15 protein-coding genes are annotated in these 21,034 nt (G+C 63.6%); 9 read left to right on the top strand and 6 right to left on the bottom strand.

What is annotated here, in order from left to right; all coding sequences use genetic code 11:
- Positions 1-12: 12 nt before the first annotated feature.
- The 6 genes from AB0I57_RS01650 to AB0I57_RS01625 all read right to left on the bottom strand — a co-directional run bounded on the left by AB0I57_RS01650 (position 13) and on the right by AB0I57_RS01625 (position 7,064).
- Positions 13-900 carry a MoxR family ATPase gene (locus AB0I57_RS01650; RefSeq protein WP_358328905.1) on the bottom strand — a complete coding sequence of 296 codons (888 nt, stop codon included), beginning with the start codon at positions 898-900 and terminating at the stop codon, positions 13-15.
- A complete protein-coding gene (locus AB0I57_RS01645; RefSeq protein WP_358333032.1) occupies positions 897-1,790 on the bottom strand; it encodes an XdhC family protein in 894 nt (297 codons plus the stop codon). The genes AB0I57_RS01650 and AB0I57_RS01645 overlap by 4 nt, the downstream gene beginning before the upstream one ends.
- A 46-nt stretch (positions 1,791-1,836) precedes the next feature.
- Positions 1,837-4,239 carry an aerobic carbon-monoxide dehydrogenase large subunit gene (locus AB0I57_RS01640; RefSeq protein WP_358328902.1) on the bottom strand — a complete coding sequence of 801 codons (2,403 nt, stop codon included), beginning with the start codon at positions 4,237-4,239 and terminating at the stop codon, positions 1,837-1,839.
- A complete protein-coding gene (locus AB0I57_RS01635; RefSeq protein ID WP_358328899.1) occupies positions 4,236-4,754 on the bottom strand; it encodes a (2Fe-2S)-binding protein in 519 nt (172 codons plus the stop codon). Before AB0I57_RS01635 ends, AB0I57_RS01640 begins: the two co-directional genes overlap by 4 nt.
- A 21-nt stretch (positions 4,755-4,775) precedes the next feature.
- Complete coding sequence (locus AB0I57_RS01630) at positions 4,776-5,663, bottom strand: xanthine dehydrogenase family protein subunit M (protein ID WP_358328896.1); 888 nt, start codon at positions 5,661-5,663, stop codon at positions 4,776-4,778.
- A gap of 252 nt (positions 5,664-5,915) precedes the next feature.
- Positions 5,916-7,064, bottom strand: coding sequence for an XdhC/CoxI family protein (locus tag AB0I57_RS01625; protein WP_358333029.1), 1,149 nt, complete (start codon positions 7,062-7,064; stop codon positions 5,916-5,918).
- A gap of 620 nt (positions 7,065-7,684) precedes the next feature.
- Here AB0I57_RS01625 and AB0I57_RS01620 point away from each other — a divergent pair.
- The 9 genes from AB0I57_RS01620 to AB0I57_RS01580 all read left to right on the top strand — a co-directional run bounded on the left by AB0I57_RS01620 (position 7,685) and on the right by AB0I57_RS01580 (position 20,980).
- Positions 7,685-11,356: a YncE family protein gene (locus tag AB0I57_RS01620; RefSeq protein WP_358328893.1), complete on the top strand. Its 3,672-nt coding sequence runs from the start codon at positions 7,685-7,687 to the stop codon at positions 11,354-11,356.
- Positions 11,357-11,822: 466 nt separating this feature from the next.
- Positions 11,823-12,881, top strand: a complete 1,059-nt coding sequence (locus AB0I57_RS01615; protein WP_358328890.1) for a beta-propeller fold lactonase family protein — start codon at positions 11,823-11,825, stop codon at positions 12,879-12,881.
- A 71-nt stretch (positions 12,882-12,952) separates the two neighbouring features.
- A complete protein-coding gene (locus AB0I57_RS01610; protein WP_358328887.1) occupies positions 12,953-14,260 on the top strand; it encodes a beta-propeller fold lactonase family protein in 1,308 nt (435 codons plus the stop codon).
- A 225-nt stretch (positions 14,261-14,485) separates the two neighbouring features.
- Positions 14,486-15,484 carry a YncE family protein gene (locus AB0I57_RS01605; protein WP_358328884.1) on the top strand — a complete coding sequence of 333 codons (999 nt, stop codon included), beginning with the start codon at positions 14,486-14,488 and terminating at the stop codon, positions 15,482-15,484.
- Between the two features lie 381 nt (positions 15,485-15,865).
- Positions 15,866-17,170 (top strand): MFS transporter, encoded by a 1,305-nt coding sequence (locus tag AB0I57_RS01600; RefSeq protein ID WP_358328881.1) that lies wholly within the window; start codon positions 15,866-15,868, stop codon positions 17,168-17,170.
- A 47-nt stretch (positions 17,171-17,217) separates the two neighbouring features.
- Positions 17,218-18,198, top strand: a complete 981-nt coding sequence (locus tag AB0I57_RS01595) for an arginine deiminase family protein (protein ID WP_358328878.1) — start codon at positions 17,218-17,220, stop codon at positions 18,196-18,198.
- A 37-nt stretch (positions 18,199-18,235) separates the two neighbouring features.
- Positions 18,236-19,747 (top strand): FGGY-family carbohydrate kinase, encoded by a 1,512-nt coding sequence (locus AB0I57_RS01590; protein WP_358328875.1) that lies wholly within the window; start codon positions 18,236-18,238, stop codon positions 19,745-19,747.
- 248 nt (positions 19,748-19,995) lie between these two features.
- Positions 19,996-20,283: a hypothetical protein gene (locus AB0I57_RS01585; protein WP_358328872.1), complete on the top strand. Its 288-nt coding sequence runs from the start codon at positions 19,996-19,998 to the stop codon at positions 20,281-20,283.
- Positions 20,284-20,593: 310 nt separating this feature from the next.
- Entirely contained in the window at positions 20,594-20,980 is a 387-nt protein-coding gene (locus AB0I57_RS01580) for a hypothetical protein (RefSeq protein ID WP_358328869.1), read from the top strand.
- Positions 20,981-21,034: the final 54 nt, after the last annotated feature.

The following is a 21,034-nucleotide window of genomic DNA, read 5'->3' as shown; positions in this document are numbered from 1 at the left end:
GCATCTGCCCTTTCATCGTGTGGCCAGACCGTGCGTGTAGTCGGCGAAAGCGTCCTGGATTGTCGTGCGGTCATCCGGCGTCTTGGCAAGCGCGCTCAGGCTACGGAACGCGTCGTCTCGAACCAGATCGGAGACACCTAACGCGGCGAGCGCCGAAACCCAGTCGATCGTTTCCGCGATGCCAGGCGGCTTGTCGAGGTCGAGTTCGCGTGCCTGGCCCACGAATCTTGTGGCGTGCTCGATGAGGAGTTCCTGAGCCACCGGCACGGTGCGACGCACGATCGCAACGGCCCGGGCGGGCTCCGGAAAGTCGATCCAGTGGTACAGGCAGCGCCTCCTCAGGGCGTCATGCAGGTCTCGACTCCGATTGGATGTCAACACGACGACGGGGTCATGTTCGGCTTTGAATGTTCCCAGCTCGGGGACAGTCACCGATGCCTCACCCAGAAACTCGAGGAGAAGAGCCTCGAATTCGTCATCGGCTCGGTCGATTTCGTCGATCAAGAGTACCGGTGGGGTCGGCCCTTGATACCTCACACACTGGAGGATCGCCCGTTGAATCAAGAACTCCTCGGTGAACAAATCGTCCTCTGTAAGGCTGTCGCCCCGCGACTCGGACAACCGGATGGTGAGTAGCTGCCGCTGGTAATTCCAGTCGTAGAGTGCTTCGTTTACCGTGAGTCCTTCATAGCATTGCAGTCGGATCAGTGGAGCGCCAAGCACATTGGCGAGGGCCTTTGCCGCGGTCGTCTTACCGACTCCGGGCTCTCCCTCCAGCAGCAGCGGACGTCGTAGCACGGTAGCGAGATACAGCGCCGAGGCGGTGCCGAGATCGAGGAGATAGTCCTCGAGATCGAAGCGACGCACCACCTCCGCCACATCCTCGAATACCTGCGTCATGCCTCGCCCCCCACCTGCGCGAACGACGCTCGACAGCCCGGCCCGCAAAACCAGAAGTCCTCGCCATCTCGACTCAGGTGCGGGGTGTTCTCACCGATCACCACGCTCATCCCGCACACAGGATCGATTGCCTCGGTCACAGCCGGAGGTTCAGCCGATTCGTTCACCGGAGCGCGAAGCCCACCGACCCGCAGTTCACTGACCAACTCTGCCGCGATCGACACCGCGATCTCGGCCGGTGTCTTGGCACCGATGTTCAGGCCGACCGGAGTGTGTACCCGGGCCCGCTCGGCCTCCGTCAGATTCAGCTCGTCGAGGATCGCGCCGCCTCGAACCCGACTGGCAACGAGGCCGACGTATCCGACACCGGCGTCGAGCGCAGCGCGGATGGTCTCGGGTTCCGGTCCACCGTGACCAGCCAGTACCACCGCCGTGGTGTCGGAGAAGTGCTCGATATCAGAGTCGTTTCTGTCGAGGTCGAAACCCAGCAGAGCAGAAATGCTCGCCAAATTGTTCGCGATCGGTGTGTCCCCATAGATCCTGACCAGCGGTGCCGGCAATTGCGGTTCGAGAAATATCTCCATCGCGCCGCCGGACAGGCACGGATTCACCACAACAGAGGCGCCCGGAGCCTCGGGGAATTGCACAGCGCCGTCGGGAAGAACACGCAGCAGCACGCTCTCGTTGTTCACCAGCGCCGCCAAGCCCGCCTGTCGCACCGAGTTCTGCGCGCACTGACCGCCGACGAAGCCCTCGATCGACCCGTCTTGCAGGAGGATCGCCTCGTCACCGGAGTGACTGGACGTCGGGGGCTGCGCGCGCACCACCGTGGCGTGAACGAACGGCCTGCGATCGCGCGTCAGTTGCTCCGCGCGCTCCTTCAGATCCATCGGACCTATTTCCATCGAACCTCCTGCCGATTCAGGTGAGCACGAGTCAGATTGGTGGAGTCGCACGCCCCTGCATGGCTTCCCACACCCGCGACGGGGTGAGCGGCATGTCGGCGTGCCGGACATTGAATGGGGCCAGCGCGTCCACCACGGCATTCACCACGGCTGCAGGTGATCCAACCGTCGCCGACTCGCCGACGCCCTTCGCGCCGATCGGGTGATGGGGCGACGGCGTGACGGTGAAGCCCGTCTCGAGAGGCGGAACCTCGAGCGCGGTGGGGATCAGGTAGTCCATGAACGACCCACCGAGGCAGTTGCCGTCGTCGTCGAACGCGATGATCTCCATCAACGCCATACCGATGCCGTCGACGATGCCCCCGTGCACCTGCCCCTCGATGATCATCGGGTTGATACGGGTGCCGCAGTCGTCAACGGCGAGGAACCGCCGCACCTTCACTTCCGCGGTACCCGGATCGACATCGACGATGCAGAAGTAGGCGCCGTAGGGATACGTCAGATTCTCTGGGTTGTAGCAAATCTGGGCTTCGAGCCCGCCCTCGATGCCCTCCGGAAGATCGCCTGCGCCGTGCGCCCGCATCGCGATGTCCTGAATTGTCACCTTCGCCGAGGGGTCACCTTTGACGTGGAACTCGCCCTTCTCCCATTCGAGATCCGCGACCGAGGCCTCCAGCATTCCCGACGCAATGATCTGCGCCTTGTCCCGCACCTTGCGGGCCACCAGCGCGGCCGCCGCGCCCGACACGGGCGTCGACCGGCTGCCGTATGTGCCGAGCCCGAACGGCGTGTTGTCCGTATCGCCGTGCACGACGTCGATGTCGTCCGGCGGAATCCCCAGCTCCTCCGCCACGATCTGCGCGAACGTCGTCTCGTGGCCCTGTCCCTGGGTCTGCACCGACAACCTCACCACGGCCTTGCCCGTCGGATGCACGCGCAACTCGCATCCGTCCGCCATGCCCAGTCCGAGGATGTCCATGTCCTTCCTGGGCCCCGCACCGACTGCCTCGGTGAAGAAGGACATCCCGATTCCCATCAGTTCACCGCGCTCCCGGCGCTCCTTCTGTTCCTTCCTCAACTGTTCGTACCCGATCATGTCCATGGCCTTGCGCATGGTGGTCTCGTAGTCACCCGAGTCGTACACCCACCCCGTCTTACTGGTGTAGGGGAACTGATCCGGCCTCAGCAGATTCTTCAGCCGGAGTTCCGCCGGATCCATTTTCAGGTCGAATGCGAGACAGTCGACGAGTCGTTCGACCATGTAGACGGCCTCGGTGATGCGGAATGAACAGGCATATGCCACGCCGCCGGGCGCCTTGTTCGTGTAGACGGCCGTCATCGCGCAGTGCGCGGCCTCGATGTCGTAGCTACCGGTGAAGACGCCGAAGAATCCTGCCGGGTACTTCAATGGCGCGGCGGTTCCGTTGAAGGCCCCGTGATCGGCCAGCACCTTGGTGCGGATTGCGAGCATCTTCCCCTCGGACGTCGCTGCGATCTCGCCGACCATGACGTAGTCGCGGGCAAATCCCGTGCTCATGAGGTTCTCGCTGCGGTCCTCCATCCACTTCACCGGCTTGCCTAACACGAGCGAGGCGACGATCGCGCACACGTATCCGGGGTAGATCGGGACCTTGTTCCCGAATCCTCCGCCGATGTCCGGGGAGACCACCCGGATCTTGTGTTCCGGGATACCCGAGACGAGGGCGTATACCGTCCGGTGTGCGTGCGGAGCCTGCGAGGTGGAATACAGCGTCAGCTTGCCTGAGACTCGGTCGACGTCCGCGATCGCGCCGCACGTCTCCATCGGCGCCGGATGCACTCTGGGGTAGACGATCTCCTGCTTCGTCACGAGGTCCGCCTTCGCAAATGCTGCGGCGGTTGCCTCGGCATCGCCTGTCTCCCAATCGAAACAGTGATTATCCTTCTTGCCGTCGAGGTCGGTGCGGATGATGGGAGCGTCCGGGGACAGCGCCGTGCGGACGTCGACGACGGGGTCGAGCATGTCGTACTCGACGTCGATCAGCTCCAGTGCATCCCGGGCGGCATAGCGATCTTCGGCGACGACGAACGCGACCTCTTGACCCTGGAAGCGCACCCTGTCGGTAGCGAGGACGGCCTGGACGTCGTTGGATAGCGTCGGCATCCACGCGAGATTCTTCTCAGCGAGATCCGCACCTGTCACGACCGCCTTGACCTTCGGAAGCTCTTGTGCCGCAGTGGTATCTATGCTCACGATCCGCGCGTGAGCGACGGGCGAGCGCAGAATCGCAAGGTGAAGCATCCCCGGGAGGGTGATGTCGTCGATATAGTTGCCGACACCTCGGATGAACCTGGGATCCTCCTTGCGGAGCATGCGGCCGTGGCCGCAGGGCTTCTTGTCGTTGTCTTCCAGTTCGACGCCACCGGGCGCCGGACGTGAATCGGTGCTTGTCATGACGCACTTCCTGCGTGTTCGTCTTTCGTCTGGGACGCGCTCTCGGCGGACTTGCCGTCACGATGCTCGGCGGCCCACTGAATCGATCGCACGATCGTGGTGTAACCGGTGCAACGACAGATCTGCCCGGAAATCGCTTCCCGGATCGTCGCCTCGTCCGGGCTCTCGTTCCGGTCGAGCAGAGCCCGCGCCGTCATCATCATTCCTGGGGTGCAGAACCCGCACTGCAGTCCGTGGCACTGCATGAATCCCTCTTGGACGGGATCGAGTTCGCCGTCCTGCTCCAGACCTTCGACCGTGCGGACGTCGTGTCCGCCGGCCATCGCCGCGAGCATCGTGCACGACTTCACCGGATCTCCGTCCACGGTCACGACACACGTTCCGCAGTTGCTGGTGTCGCACCCCCAGTGCGTTCCGGTCAGACCTAGCTGGTCCCGAAGGAAGTGAACCAACAGCATGCGTGGTTCGACGTCGGCGGTCACCGAGTCCCCGTTGACGGTCATGTTCACCTGCATGGCTATTCCTCTTCCTTAGCTCTACTCGTGCTCGACGTCGCTGCGGAGCACCCGGTCGACCGAGGTACGAAGGGTTCGGATCGTGAGTTCAGACGCGAGATGACGCTTGTAGTCCGCCGTGCCGCGCACGTCGCCGATGGGCGCGCAGGCCTGCGCAGCGAGTGCTCCGGCCTGTGCAAACGTCTCTTCGGAGGGAGGACGACCGACGAGGTAGTCCGCGACCGACGCGAGTCCGGACGGGTCCGGTTCGACAGCGGTCAGGCCGACCGCGGCACGTGCGATCTCACCACCCTCCACGGTGACGGCGGATCCGGCTGCCGCCACTGCCCAATCCCCGGTCCGGCGTTCGACCTTGGCGTACGCGCTCGAACTGTGGCTGTGCACCGGAATCACGATCTCGATGAGCATCTCGTTGTGCTCGAGCGCTGTCTCGTACGGTCCGACCTCGAAGCCGGACACGGGGATTTCGCGGCGTCCGCCGGGACCCTGCACCACGCACGTAGCATCGAGGACCTCACACACGGTCGTGAGGTCCTCGGCGGGATCGGCCTGGCACAGTGATCCGCCGATCGTCCCCCGGTTGCGCACCACCGGGTCGGCGATCACCTTCTCCGCGTCACGGAAAGAGGGAAACACCGCCGCGAGTTCGTCCGATTCCAGGAGCCGACGGTGCCGCACCATCGCGCCGATTCGTACCTTCTTCGGCTCTGTCGTGATATACCCGAGTTCACCCTCGAGGTCGTTGATATCGATGAGGTACTCGGGGTTGGCGAGGCGAAGCTTCATCATCGGAAGCAGACTGTGTCCACCCGCAACGAGTCGAGCTTCTTCGCCCAGTCGGTCGAGCAGGCCGATTGCGTCTTCGACGCGCGTTGCACGCTCATACTCAAATTTCCCTGGAACTTGCATTGTGGCCTTCCTCACAAGGGGGGATCCTTTCAGACTGCGCAAGAACGGGTTGCCCGTCAAGCCCAGGGCAAACACCTCATCCGGAGTGCGCTGATTGCACCAAAATCCAGGACAGGTTTCATCGCCCAAATGCATTGCCTTGGTAAAAGAACGGGAATTCTCGAGGATCTCGAGCTTCCTTGCGCATGAACCATGGATGGGTCGGTCAGGCGCTCTGGATCGCCCGTCGGGCCGTGGAGTCCCGGCTCGGAGTCAGGCGTGATCGACGCGAGAGTCGACCGGCTCATCGTGGTGAATCCGTCCACTCGCCTCCGCGAGTCGGCGTCCGGTACCTCCCCACCGGTGCGCAATGATCTCGGCCGCGATCGATACTGCCGTCTCCTCCGGTGTCCGGGCGCCGATGTCGAGTCCGATCGGGCTGGACAACCGAGCCAGTTCGGAGTCACTCAAACCGGCCTCGCGGAGGCGTTCGCGCCTGTCCGTGTCGGTTCGGCGCGATCCCATGGCCCCGATATATGCGACCTCGGGCAAGCGCAGCGCCGTCTCGAGCAGCGGGACGTCGAACTTCGGATCGTGGGTGAGCACACAGATCACCGTCCGACTGTCGATTGCGCCGGAATCAGCCTGCTCAGCGAGATACCGATGCGGCCACTCGACGACTACCTCGTCCGCCGTCGGGAATCGCGCAGTTGTCGCGAATACGGGGCGCGCATCACAGACCGTTACCCGATATCCCATGAATGCACCCTGCCGGGCCACGGCGGCGGCGAAGTCGATTGCACCGAACACGAGCATGCGAGGCCTGGGCGCGTAGCTGGCAACGAACACTTCCATACCCTCGCCGCGGCGCTGTCCGTCCGCCCCGTACGTCAACACCGTGCTGATGCCTGCCGCGAGCATGCCGCGCGCATCATCGGTGACGGCGCAATCCGCACGGGCAGAGCCCAATGAACCGCTGCGTTCCTCGGGCCACACAACCAACCGACGCCCGATCCTCTTGGCATCCGGGTGTGCGATCACCGTTGCCACGGCGACCGGGCGGTGCTCGTCGATGTCGGCGGCCACGTCACGCAACTCGGGAAAACGCTCGCGCGATACCGGTTCGACAAAGATGTCGATGGTTCCGCCGCAGGTCAGTCCTACCGAGAAGGCATTCTCGTCGCTGACTCCGTACCGCTGCAACACCGGCACTCCCGATTCGGTGACCTCCACGGCCAGGTCGTAGACAGCCCCCTCGACGCACCCGCCTGACACCGACCCGGAGACGCTCCCATCCGGTGCCACGATCATCGATGCCCCGGGCGGTCGCGGTGCCGAGTGGAACGTGCGGACCACGGTTCCAACTCCCGCCGTTCCACCTGCGGTCCACACCGCCATCAGATCTGCCAGCACCTCGCGCATCAGAACCTTCCCAGCCGAGTCAGGCCCCACCTGCTTTCAGCCTATTCTGCTACGGGTTGTTCGGCTCAGGAGCGGGAAAATCGACCTTGACCGGAACCCGAGTAACGGTGGGGCGCCCGTGGATCGCCAACTGGTGTGCCGCACAACTTGAAGGACCCGACAGCTTCCTTTGGCACCCGCCCGTTGCCTGCAACGTCATGCCCTGCAACTTCATTCGCACCACTACCGGTCGCGGACCTCGTCGAAACCACTTGGATGCCACGCGTCCGACGATCCGTAGGTACCGCGCCGGTATCAAGTCCACGCAGAACGCCTGGACAGCAACCTCGCCTGGTCCATCACCGCCGCTGAAGCAAGCGATCTTGCCCTGCGAAATGGTTTGGGCAACAGTGGAAGCGAAAGGCATTCTCAGCGCCGCGGCAGGAAGACCCGTGACCTCGCCGCTGCGGAACGTACCGATCCGGAAGAAATGATCAACACTGCACCGGTCGGGCCCGTATAGTCTCCATCCGCGCAGAAAGACTGTTCGGCCCCCGCCTCTCGGCATTCGGCGCGCGATGAGCCCCCATGAGATGTCGGTGCCCATGCGCCCTTTCATCCTTCAAAGGAGTCCAATCACGATGTCGCACAGCAGTATTGCCGCCAATACCAGTCGCGGTGGCAGCCCGGAGGCGGAACCTGGCGCCAGGCGACGGAGCGTGGCTGGATTCACTGCCGCCCTGGTAAACGATGTGACGATCACCCCCCGCGGCACCCATGTCTATGTGATCGACCACGGCGGCGATTCCGTATCGGTACTCCATACCGCCACCACCAACGCCACCACCATCGACGTCGGCGACCGCCCGACAGAGGTGGCAATCACTCCCGACGGCACCCACGCCTACGTCGTCAACAATGCCGACAACACCGTGTCGGTGATCGACACCACCACCCACACCGCCACCAGCACGATCGACGTCGGCGGCGGCCCCGAGGGAGTGGCGATCACCCCCGACGGCTCCCACGCCTACGTCGTCAACAAGGCCGACAACACCGTGTCGGTGATCGACACCACCACCCACACCGTCACCACCATCGCCGTCGGCGACGGCCCTGGCTGGGTCGCGATCACCCCCGACGGCACCCACGCCTACGTCACCAACTTCTACGACAACACCGTGTCGGTGATCGACACCACCACCCACACCGTCACCAGCATCGACGTCGGCTGCGGCCCGGAGAGTGTGGTAATCACCCCCGACGGCACCCACGCCTACATAGCCATCAGTGCCGACAACACCGTGTCCGTGATCGACACCACCACCCATACCGTCACCATCACCATCGACGTCGGTGTCTGCCCGACCGAAATGGCCATCACCCCCGACGGCACCTACGCCTACGCCGCCAGCCTCTGCAACGACACCGTGTGGGTGATCGACACCACCACCCACGACGTCACCACCACCATCGACATCGTCAACTTCCGGCGGTGGGCGGCGATCACCCCCGACGGCACCCACGCCTACATCACCAACTACTCGAGTCATTCGGTGTCGGTGATCGCGATCGACGCTAGTTCGATCACGATGTCGCACAACAGCATTGTCGACACTGCCCGTCGCGGGGATGACCTGGAAGCGAAACCTGGAACCGAGCGATGGCACATGGCTGGACTCGCCGCCCTCCGGGTAGCCGATGTAGCGATCACCCCCGACGGCACCCCCGTCTACAGTGCCGACTTCTACGACAACACCGTGTCGGCGTTCTACGCCGCCGACAACGCCACCACCATCGACGTCTGCGACAGCCCTCGCGGCGTCGCGATCACCCCCGACGGCACCCACGCCTACATCAACGGCTACAGCACTGTGTCGGTGATCGACACCACCACCCACACCGAAACCACCACCATCGACGTCGGCAACGGCGGCGAGGGAGTGGCGATCACCCCCGATGGCACCCACGCCTACGTCGCCAACTACTGGGACAACACCGTGTCGGTGCTCGACACCACCACCCACACCGAAACCACCACCATCGACGTCGGCAAAGGCCCCGAGGGAGTGGCGATCACCCCCGACGGCACCTACGCCTACGTCGTCAACCGTGCCGACCACACCGTATCCGTGATCGACACCACCACCCACGCCGAAACCACCACCATCGACGTCGGCGACGGCCCTCACGAAGTGGCGATCACCCCCGACGGCACCCACACCTACGTCACCAACTGTGCCGACCACACCGTGTCGGTGATCGACACCACCACCCACACCGCCGCTACCACGATCGCTGTGGGCGACAGACCGTACGGGGTGGCGATCACCCCCGACGGCACCCACGCCTACGTCACGAACCTCTGGGTCGGTCCGGTGTCTGTGATCGACACCACCAGCCACACCGTTACCACCACCATCGACGTCGGCGACGGCCCTTGCGGGGTGGCGATCACCCCCGACGGCACCCACGCCTACGTCACCAACATTGCCGACCACACCGTGTCGGTGATCGACACCACCAGCCACACCGTCACCACCACCATCGCCGTCGGCGACGGCCCCGAGGGAGTGGCGATCACCCCCGACGGCACCCACGCCTACGTCACCAACTTCTACGACAACACCGTGTCGGTGCTCGACACCGCCACCACCGACGCAGGCGACGGGCCTCACGGCGTCGCGATCACCCCCGACGACACCCACACCCACGTTGCCAACTACTACGACCACCACGCGTCGAGGATCGACGCCGCCGCCAAGACCATCACCAACACCATCGCCGTCGGCGACGAACCGACCGGACTAGCGATCACCCCCGACGGCACCCACGCCTACGTCACCAACCGTGCCGACCACACCGTGTCCGTGATCGACACCACCACCCACACCGTCGCCACCACCATCGCCGTCGGCGACGGTCCTCACGAAGTGGCGATCACCCCCGACGGCACCCACGCCTACGTCACCAACAGTGCCGACCACACCGTGTCGGTGCTCGACACCACCACACATGACGTCACCACCATCGACGTCGGCGACGAACCGACCGGACTAGCGATCACCCCCGACGGCACCCTCGCCTACGTCACCAACCGTGCCGACCACACCGTGTCCGTGATCGACACCACCACCCACACCGTCACCACCACCATCGCCGTCGGCTACGGTCCTCACGAAGTGACGATCACCCCCGACGGCACCCTCGCCTGCGTCGTCAACAGTGCCGACAACACCGTGTCCGTGATCGACACCACCACCCACACCGTCACCACCATCGACGACACCATCGACACATGGGACAGCCCTAGCGGGGTGGCAATCACCCCCGACGGCACCCACGCCTACATCACCCACGCCGACGGTGACACAGTGTCGGTGATCGACACCACCACCCACACCACCGTCGCCACGATCGCCGTCGGCGACGGACCTCGCGGGGTGGCGATCACCACCGACGGCACCCACGCCTACGTCGCCAACTACTGGGACAACACGGTGTCGGTGCTCGACACCACCACCCACACCGAAACCACCACCATCGCCGTCGGCGACGGCCCTCAATGGGTGGCGATCACCCCCGGCGGCACCCATGCCTACGTCACGAACTGCGACGACGGCACGGTGTCGGTGATCGACACCACCACCCACACCGTCGCCACCATCGACGTCGGCTACCGCGCTCACGGCGTCGCGATCACCCCCGACGGCACCCACGCCTACATCACCCACGGGTACGACACCGTGTCGGTGATCGACACCACCACCCACACCGTTACCACCACCATCGCCGTCGGCGACGGCCCTTGCGGGGTGGCGATCAACCCCGACGGCACCCACGCCTACATCACCCACGGCAACTGCACCGTGTCGGTGATCGACACCACCACCCACGCCGTCGCCACCATCGCCGTCGACTACGGCCCCGAGGGAGTGGCGATCACCCCCGACGGCACTCACGCCTACGTCACCAACTCCTACGACAACACGGTGTTGGTGATTGCAATCGGCCGGGCACCGACACTGGCCGGCACACCCCCAGTCGGTACCATCGGGCAACCCTACGAGCACGCCTTCACACTCACCGGGAAGCCCACCGCCACTACCTCCGTCACCGCCGGGACACTGCCAGACGGGTTGACACTCCTCTCCGATGGTGTCCTGACCGGCACCCCCACCACCGCCGGGCAATTCGCGTTCACTGTCACCGCAAGCAACGGCATCGGTGACGACGCCACCCTGCCCGTCACCCTCGACATCACAGACGCATCGTCGACCGGATCGCTCGGCGAACTCGGCTCTCTGGCCTGACCGTCCTGACCGACGGGCTCGGACCGCCTGCCGTATGGCCGCCCGCTCCTAATCCTGAGTAGGCGGCCATGACCTCCGTCCACTGGTCGGGCACCGGCCGCCAAACAACAGAAGCCGAGAATTTCAATCCATCCATGAAAAGGCCGCCTGTGACTCGAAACCGTGATGCCAATCTGAAATCGAGTGCAGCAGAAGACCCGCACGTGGCGTTTTGTGACATCCAATATCTGCTCCCTGATTTGCGCCCGTCCCCGCACCCGCGGTTCCACGAAATGAACCCTTTGACCTTGCCCACTGCGGGACGTGCCGATTCGGACGAATAACCCACACTGCACCGGCAGGACCCGTATAGTCCGCAGCCGCGAAGAAACACTGTTCGTTTCCATCTCTCGGTGCCCCGCGCGTGCAGAGCCCTGAGATGCCGGTGCCCAGAAACCCTTTCATCCTTCGAAGGAGTCCCGCCTCGATGTCACACACCAGCACTATCGACCCGTCCCGCTACGGGGGCGACCCGGAGGCGGGGCCCCTAACCGGACGATGGCGCGCGACAGGGTTGGTCGCCGTGCTGGCAGCGGGGCTGATACTCACTGCGGTTCCGGCCGCGCACGCCGACACCGTCACCACCATCGACGTGGGCAGCGGCCCGGACGGCGTGGCGATCACCCCCGACGGCACGCACGCCTACGTCACCAACAACTTCGGCGACTCGGTGTCTGTGATCGACACCACCACCCACGCCGTCACCACCATCGATCTCGGCGCCTTCCCGTACGGGGTGGCGATCACTCCCAACGGCACCAACGCCTACGTCACCAACCTCCGCGGCGACACGGTGTCAGTGATCGACACCACCACCCACGCCGTCACCACCATCGCCGTCGGCGACGAACCGTCCGCTGTGGCAATCACCCCCAAAGGCAAACGCGCCTACGTCACCAACCTCCGCGGCGACACGGTGTCGGTGATCGATACCACCACCCACGCCGTCACCACCATCGACGTCGGCGATGGACCGTCCGCGGTGGCAATCACCCCCAACGGCAAACGCGCCTACGTCACCAACAACTACGACAACACGGTGTCGGTGATCGACACCACCACCCACGCCGTCACCACCATCGACGTCGGCTTCGGCCCGAACGCGGTGGCGATCACCCCCGGCGGCAACCACGCCTTCATCACCCACTACAACGGCGATGTGGTGTCGGTGCTCGACACCACCACCCACGCCGTCACCACCATCGACGTCGGCGACGGACCGTACGAGGTGGCGATCACCCCCGGCGGCAACCACGCCTACGTCACCCATCCGGGGCGCAACGCACTCTCGGTGCTCGACACCACCACCCACGCCGTCACCACCATCGACGTAGGCGACGGACCGTACGGGGTGGCGATCACCCCCGGCAACACCCACGCCTACGTCACCAACAACAACGACAACACCGTGTCGGTAATCGAGATCGACGACGCACCGTCGACCGGGTCGGTCGGCAGCCTCGGCTCACTGAGCTGGCCGTCCTGACCGACAGGCTCGGACCACCAGAGATGCCGGTGCCCCGACACCCTCATGCCCTTCGAAGGAGTCCTATCACGATGTTGCACACCACCATTGCCGACTCCCCCCGTCGCGTCACCGGCCCGTGGGTGGAGCCCCGTACCGCGCCACGGCGCGCGGCAGGGTTGGTCGCCGCTCTGGCAGCGGGGCTGATGCTCACGGCCACCCCGGCCGTGCACGCCGATACCGTCACCACCACCATCGACGTCGGTACCGGCCCGGACGGGGTGGCGATCACCCCCGACGGCACCCACGCTTACGTTGCCAACCGAGACTCGAACTCGGTGTCGGTTATCGACACCACCACCAACGACGTCACCACCACCATCTACGTCGGCGACAATCCGTACGAGGTGGCGATCGCCCCCGACGGCACCCACGCCTACGTGGCCAACTTCGGTGGCGGCACGGTGTCGGTGATCGACACCGCCACCTACGACGTCACCGCCACCATCGAGGTCGGCAAATACCCGCTGAGAATGGCGATCACCTCCGACGGCACCCACGTCTACGTCACCAATCTCACCCGCGACATGGTGTCGGTGCTCAACACCACCACCCAAGACGTCACCAACACCATTGGCGTCGGCGACTCCCCGAACGCGGTGGCGATAACCCCCGACGGCAAGCGCGTCTACATCACCAACGCCTCCAGCGACACGGTGTCGGTGCTCGACACCACCACCAACAGCGTCACCACCATCGACGTCGGCGACGGACCGACCGGGGTGGCGATCACCCCCGGCGGCAGCCACGCCTACATCACCAACAACTTTGGCGACACGGTGTCGGTGCTCGACACCACCACCAACAGCGTCGCCACCATCGAAGTCGGCGACGGACCGCACGGGGTGGCGATAACACCCGACGGCACCCGTGCCTACGTCACCAACACCCTCGACGACACGGTGTCGGTGCTCGACACCACCACCCACGACGTCACGAACACCATCGACGTCGGCGACGAGCCGACCGGGCTGGCGATCACCCCCGACGGCACCCACGCTTTCATCACCAACGCACGCGGTGACACGGTGTCGGTGCTCGCGATCGACGCGGCACCCACAATGACCGGCACACCCCCGGCCGGTGTCGTCGGGCAACCCTACGAGTACGCCATCACCCTCACCGGAGAGCCTGCCCCCACCACCGTCACCGCCGGGCCCCTGCCTGATGGGCTGACTATCAGTGCCGATGGAGTCCTGTCCGGCACCCCCACTGCCGCAGGACAGTTCGCGTTCACCGTCACGGCCACCAACGGCATCGGTGACGATGCCACCCTGCCCGTCACCCTCGACATCACCGACCCTCCGTCTACCGGGTCCCTCGGTAGCCTCGGCTTCTGACCTGGCCGTCCTGGCCGACAGGCTCCACCGCACGGGAAATGATCGCCCACCCGGCCAGGATGGGCGATCATCCGTCTCCCCAAACCAACTAATCACGCTGCAGCAGAATGATTCCCATCGCAGCAGTAGAGAACCTGCACAGTTCTGCCTCTGTGCGTCCCAAGAGACCGCAGCAATGCCGGCACCCACCAGCGCCTCTACCTCGACCAAAGGAGTCCGATCACGTTGCCACGCAATATTGTCGACCTGTTCCGCCGCCGGGGTACCCATGACATCATCCGGGTCGGCAGCAATCCGAACGCGGTCGCTATCACCCCCGACGGCACCCGCGCCTACGTCACCAACGGCGGCAGCGAGACGGTGTCGGTGATCGACATCACCACCAACAGGGTCACCGATACCGTCCGGGTCGGGCGCCTCCCCAGCGGAGTGGCGATCGCCCCCGACAGCGCCCGCGCCTACGTCACCCACGGCACCGGCAGCGTGTCGGTGATCGACACCGCCACGAACACCGTCACTGACACCATCGAGCTCGACGTCGATCCGGGCGCGGTGGCGATCGCCCCCGACGGCACTCGCGTCTACATCACCAATCCGTGGAGCAATACGCTCACGGTGCTCGACACCACCACCAACGCCGTCACAGACACCATCGACGTCGACGTCGACGACCTCCCGAACGGCGTGGCGATCGCCACCGACGGCTCCCGCGCCTACATCACCCACCTCGCCGGCGACTCGGTGTCGGTGCTCGACACCGCCACCAACGCCGTCACCACCACCATCGACGTCGGCGACCACCCGAGCAAGGTGTCGATCACACCCGACGGCACCCACGCCTACATCACCCACCTCGCCGGCGACTCGGTGTCCGTGCTCGACACCACCACCAACACCGTCACCACCACCATCGACGTCGGCGACATCACGGGTGGGGTGGCGATCACCCCCGACGGCAACCGCGCATTAGTCGCCAACCCGTCCAACAACACGGTGTGGGTGATCGACACGAGCACAAACACTGTCACCGACACCGTCCCGATCGGCCACTGGAAGTGGCGCTTCTCGAGGCCGGCACAATCAACGACTGCTGTGGCGATCACACCCGACGGCACCCACGCCTACGTCGCCCAGTCTCGCGGCAAGTGGGTGTCGGTGATCACGATCAACCCGGCGCGGTCGTCACTAGACGGAAGCTTCGATCCACTGGCCAGCCCGTCCTGAGCGACAGACTCGAACTGCCGCACGTATATGGCCGCCGACCCGCACCGGGGTAGGCGGCCATACATCGTTCCACCGCCCTCTTTCTCTCCGACCGCAACAAGCTCGGTAGCCTGGGTGTTCGAACGGGATTCCTGCCGACGAATACAGAGGAACCCCGGACATCAACGCGCTGTTCGACTTCCCGCCGGTTCGAGAGAAATGTTCACTTGCACATCGGTGCGCCCAAATCGTGTGTGAATAGCAATTGCCGCAGGTAGCGGGCTCAGGCATCGTGTTCGTCATTGACCACGAAACACATGAATCGCCGACCATTGGCACCGAACTCACCGAGACTTTCAACCGAGCGGACGCCGTCGAGAGTCTGCAGCGAAAGGTCTTGAAGTGGACGTCTATACAGGCACTCAGCGTCTCCGTACGACATTCGAGGGAGGGAAGCATCGACGCATTGCCCTGGCGGCCTTCACCGGTACGGCAATGGAGTGGTACGACTTCTACTTGTTCGGAACCGCCGCAGCCCTGGTTTTCGGTGATGTTTTCTTCCCGTCCGAAGATCCGGTAGCGGGGGCGCTCGCTGCATTCGCCACCTTCGCGATCGGTTTCGTCGCACGCCCACTCGGCGCAATCATCTTCGGCCATATAGGCGATCGAGTCGGTCGCAAGAGAAGCTTGATGATCACGATCTGGATGATGGGAATTTCGACCTCTCTGGTCGGGTTCATTCCCGGTTCTCATTCGATCGGGATCATCGGCGCGATTTTGCTGGTCGGTCTTCGCCTCATCCAGGGAATTGCCATGGGAGGCGAGTGGAGTGGTGCCTCTGCAATGATCACCGAGCAGACTCCGTCAGGTAAGCGAGGCTTCTATGCAATGCTCCCGCAGCTCGGAAATCCGGCGGGTATTTTCGTCGGAACCATTACGTTCAGCATCCTGACAGCCGTTCTCACTACGGAAGCGTTCTCCGATTGGGGCTGGAGAGTGCCATTTATCATGGCACTGCCATTCATGCTCATTGTCGTTTGGCTTCGTCGTGCGCTCCCTGATGGCCCCACAGTCGAAGTCTCGGAATCAGAGCACCATTCGGCCCCACTGGGGATGGTTGCGAGCACGTACAAGAAGGCGTTGTCCATCGGAATCGGCGTCGCCCTGCTCGGCGTTGCCGGATACTATTTCGTGAATACGTTCGTCCTCAACTACGCCACGCGCGAGTTGGGGTTGGATCCGACACCACTCTTGAATGCCTCGCTTGTCGGATCAGCAACGAATGTACTGCTGTTCCTGGTTTGGGGGTTACTCGCCAACCGGATCGGTGGTGTCAATGTCGGATTGCTCGGGGCAACGGCATCCGCCATATTTGCCCTACCCATCTTTGCAATCGTTGTCGGGGGTTCCCAGTACGGAGTCGCATTCGCGATGATTGCCGGTTCCGCCTTGATTTCCATATCGTATGCGGCGTGTGGTGAAGTCCTGAACGGGCTGTTCCCAGCACACGTGCGGCAAACGGCCACCGGGATCGCGTATAGCATGGCGGGTGTAATTGCCGGACTCGTTCCCTTCTTTGCCACATTCGTTCTGGACATTACCGACAACTCGATCTGGTGGACAGGTTCAATTCTTGTTGCACTTTCCGTAATCACGGTCGTGTCGCTTCTGTCGGCGAAGCGCCGCCCAATACTCCTCGACGATTGAGAGAGCAATCCCCCGCCAGCTGCGATAAGAACAAAGGAATGACTCCCATGTCGAACCCTAAGAACGTTCACGAAGTTCTCGGACCCGAGCCCCAACCCGGGTTTCTCGATCCTGAAGAACTTCGCTCCAGTTGGGGGCGAGTCTGGGGCGCAGCCGATGAGGTAAGTCAGCTCCGCACGGTTCTCATGCGGCCGCCGAACCCCGGACTGCGCAAGATTCGCGCAGACGCCTGGAACGAAGAACTCCAAGCCTGCGTCGACCCCGGAGGCAACTGGTACTGGAGAGACCGCAACGCACCCGACTGGGAAAAACTAGTCGCCCAATACGACGGCTACGTGGCCACCCTCGAGAGCCAGGGCATCGAAGTGTTGATGGCGCCTGAACTTCCCGAGACATTCACGAAGTCGATCTACACCCGCGATCCACTGATCACCGTTCCTGGCGGAGCGGTCGTTCTGCGTCTTGCTCCTCGAATGCGGCGGGGCGAGGAACAGTCGATCACGCAGAGCGTCGCCTCCGCGGGTATGCCCATCCTCGGAACGCTGACCGGTACCGCCGTCGCGGAGGGAGGAAGCTTCCTGAAGCTGCGCTCCGACTTGGCGGCGTTCGGCACATCCATCCGGTGCAACCGCGAGGGGCTTCTCCAGATCCGCAGGCAACTCGAAGCTGTTGGAATGGATGTCATCGAGGTTCCGCTTCCCGGGTATTGCATCCATATCGACGGAAGCATGGTCATGCTCGATCATGATCTGGCGCTCGTCGAGAGCGCTGAACTTCCCTACGAGTTCATTGTCGAGTTGAATCGGCTCGGAATCGAGACGGTCGAGGTGCCCAAGGGCGAGGAGTGGGCAGTCAACTCCTTGACCATCGCTCCTCGAAAAGTATTGATCGGTGCTCACCTTCCGCGCACCGCGGAGCTTCTCACGTCGAAGTTCGACGTCGAGGCCATCCCGGTCGAGTACGACGAGATCCAGAAGAATGGCGGAAGCTTGCATTGCAGCACGATGGAGTTGCAACGCGACTGGTAGGCAACGTCGAGTTCCCTGACGGAAAGCGAACATTCCAATGCAGGCTGTCATCGCGCTGGACATCGGCACCACAGGCACGAAAGCCGCGCTCGTCGAGCAGAATGGTCGGTTGCTGGTCAGCGGATATGCAGGCTATGAAACCTACGCCCACTCGGGCGATCGCATCGAGCAGGAGCCCAGCGCGTGGTGGCAGGCGACCCGAGATGCTCTCGCTCAGCTTCGACAGGTGGCCGACCTGCGCGCACACGATCTGGTCGGCATTGCACTGAGCGGCCAGATGCAGGATTTGATCCTCGTAGGTACTGGAGATGCGATTGGGCGTGCCATCCTTTACTCGGACACACGAGCGAAACGCGAAGCGCAGGAAATCGACTCACAGATAGACGGCGAGGAGCTGCTGCACCTCACCGGGAATACGCAGGATGCGTCGAGCGTGCTGGCGAAGTGGCGTTGGTTGCAGATGCATGAGCCGGATCGATTGACGGCGACTCGAACAATTCTCCTCGGTGCGCACAGTTATGTCAGCTGGCGGCTGTGTGGTGTCGCCAGCTGCGACTACACCACCGCCAGTACCACCGGTCTGCTGAATCTGAACGAAAATGAATGGGCGACACAACTCTTGGAAAGATTGGGGTTGGATGCGCAGAAGCTACCGCGTCTGGCCCCGGCGCACGAACAGATCGGGACACTGACAACTACAGTGGCGCGAGAACTCGTGCTGCCGGCGGGGCTGCCTGTCTTCGCGGGTGCCGGCGACCTCGCCGCCGCGACTGTTGGTGTTGGTGCGGGCGAACCGAATCGCTCCTATTGCTACCTCGGTACCAGTGGCTGGATTGCATCCACTTCGCCTGACACGGTTCAATTTTCAGCGTCCGACGCAGGAAACGGCATCTTCACCTTGCGTCATCCCGACCGGCAACGTCTCATCCGGGTTGCACCCATGCTTACAGCTGGAGGAAATCTGGAGTGGGTGCGCGGCAAGATAGCGGAGGGAATGGACTATGCGCAGCTGAACGCGACCGCAGAGCAGTCGCCCATCGGAAGCAACGGCACAATCTACCTGCCGTACTTGAACGGCGAACGTTCCCCCTTTCACGATCCCAACGCCCGCGCCTGCTATATCGGCATCTCCAATCAGACCGACCGCGCCGACCTCATCCGAGCGGTCATGGAAGGCGTTTGCTTCGGTTATCGATCACTCTTCGAAGCGTTGGGGACAACGGCCGAGACGCTGTACGTAGTTGGGGGTGGGGCCAAGTCGACCATCTGGATGCAGATACTGGCAGATGTCCTGGCACGCGAGCTCCAGGTTGTGTCCCAACCGGAGAACGCGGCGGCACACGGAGCCGCCATCATCGCCGGACGCGAACTGGGTTGGTACGAGACCTACGCGCCGCCGGGACTGTTCCACGTCACCCGATCGTATGAGCCGCGGGAATCGGCATGCGCAACTTACGAGGCGCAATACGGAGTCTTTGCCGCCGTCTACCCACAACTGAAGAGCACATTCACGAACTTATTGAACACTCAACCGAATCGGCTTACGTAGGCCGTCGTCGGCCCGAAAATGATGAAACGGGCGGACGGAAGCGGCCCCTGATGTGAGCGCACAGTCGCTAGCTACGTTCGAATCATCAAGGCGGTCGGCAGGATCGCGTTCGAATTCCGCTCACCCCCACAGCGCTCGGCGAGCGTACGGTGGTCGCATGACCCGCCGGCCACGAAGGGGCGGGTGTACCCGGATCCGGCGCCTGGTGAAGACGAAGGACCCAGATACCGAACAAGGAGCACCACATCATGAACAATTCGCACGCATCCTCACGCCGGATTCTGGCCAAGATTTCCAAGGTTGTTGTGGCAGGAGCGCTCGTTGCGCTGCCCCTCGGGGTCGCAGTAGCGCCGGCTAACGCCGCGCCCGTCGTATCGCACTCGGCATATTCCGTCGAACTCGTGCGTGGCCCCGGAGGTTACGGACCGCACCCCGGACCAGGCGGTTACGGACCGGGATTCCACCCAGGACCTCCCGGACACTTCTTTGGACCCGGTTTCGGAGGTCCCGGCTACCACCCCGGCCCCCGCTACTGAGGCACATTCACCAACTTGTTGAAATCTCAACCGATCGGCTTGCGCAGCCCGCGGTCGGCCGGGAACAGGTGAAACGGACGGACGGAAGCTACCCCTGATGTGGGCACGCTGATGTGAGCACACAGGCGGTAGCTTCGTTCGAATCATCAAGCGGGTCCGCAGGATCGCGCTCGAATTCCCCCCACCCCCACAACGCTCAGCGAGCGTACCGTGGTCGCATGGACCCGCCAATCACGAAAGGGCGCGTCTAGCCGGATCCGGCGCCTAATGAAGACGAAGGACCCGGATACGGAGCAAGGAGCACCACATCATGAACAATTCGCATGCATCCTCACGCCGGATTCTGGCCAAGATTGTTGTCGCAGGAGCGCTCGTAGCACTGCCCCTCGGGATCGCAGTAGCGCCGGCTACCGCCGCGCCCGTCGTATCGCACTCGGCGCCTTCCGTCGAGCTTGTGCGTGGCCACGGAGGATTCGGTGGACCGCACGGTTTCGGAGGTCCCGGTTTCGGCGGACCGCACGGTTTCGGAGGTCCCGGTTTCGGCGGACCGCACGGTTTCGGAGGTCCCGGATTCGGCGGACCGCCCGGACACTTTGGTCCCGGTTTCGGTTTCGGTCCCGGCTTCGGAGGTCCCGGCTTCGGAGGTCCCGGCTTCGGAGGTCCCGGCTTCGGAGGTTTCGGCTTGGGTTCACTCTGAGCGACCTAGTCGACAGACACTGTGATATTCGTCTCGTTCGACCCGTCCGCACAG

The sequence above is a fragment of the Rhodococcus sp. NPDC049939 genome, from assembly GCF_040656415.1.
GTDB lineage: Bacteria > Actinomycetota > Actinomycetes > Mycobacteriales > Mycobacteriaceae > Rhodococcus_F.
The sequence above is the reverse complement of the archived record's forward strand: the minus strand, read 5'-3'. Positions and strand labels throughout refer to the sequence as shown.

Excerpts from the sequence above, each read along its gene's own strand:
- AB0I57_RS01650 (WP_358328905.1), bottom strand. The coding sequence starts at position 900 with ATGACGCAGGTATTCGAGGATGTGGCGGAGGTGGTGCGTCGCTTCGAT.
- AB0I57_RS01645 (WP_358333032.1), bottom strand. The coding sequence starts at position 1,790 with ATGGATCTGAAGGAGCGCGCGGAGCAACTGACGCGCGATCGCAGGCCG.
- AB0I57_RS01640 (WP_358328902.1), bottom strand. The coding sequence starts at position 4,239 with ATGACAAGCACCGATTCACGTCCGGCGCCCGGTGGCGTCGAACTGGAA.
- AB0I57_RS01635 (WP_358328899.1), bottom strand. The coding sequence starts at position 4,754 with ATGCAGGTGAACATGACCGTCAACGGGGACTCGGTGACCGCCGACGTC.
- AB0I57_RS01630 (WP_358328896.1), bottom strand. The coding sequence starts at position 5,663 with ATGCAAGTTCCAGGGAAATTTGAGTATGAGCGTGCAACGCGCGTCGAA.
- AB0I57_RS01625 (WP_358333029.1), bottom strand. The coding sequence starts at position 7,064 with ATGCGCGAGGTGCTGGCAGATCTGATGGCGGTGTGGACCGCAGGTGGA.
- AB0I57_RS01620 (WP_358328893.1), top strand. The coding sequence starts at position 7,685 with ATGTCGCACAGCAGTATTGCCGCCAATACCAGTCGCGGTGGCAGCCCG.
- AB0I57_RS01615 (WP_358328890.1), top strand. The coding sequence starts at position 11,823 with ATGTCACACACCAGCACTATCGACCCGTCCCGCTACGGGGGCGACCCG.
- AB0I57_RS01610 (WP_358328887.1), top strand. The coding sequence starts at position 12,953 with ATGTTGCACACCACCATTGCCGACTCCCCCCGTCGCGTCACCGGCCCG.
- AB0I57_RS01595 (WP_358328878.1), top strand. The coding sequence starts at position 17,218 with ATGTCGAACCCTAAGAACGTTCACGAAGTTCTCGGACCCGAGCCCCAA.
- AB0I57_RS01590 (WP_358328875.1), top strand. The coding sequence starts at position 18,236 with ATGCAGGCTGTCATCGCGCTGGACATCGGCACCACAGGCACGAAAGCC.
- AB0I57_RS01585 (WP_358328872.1), top strand. The coding sequence starts at position 19,996 with ATGAACAATTCGCACGCATCCTCACGCCGGATTCTGGCCAAGATTTCC.
- AB0I57_RS01580 (WP_358328869.1), top strand. The coding sequence starts at position 20,594 with ATGAACAATTCGCATGCATCCTCACGCCGGATTCTGGCCAAGATTGTT.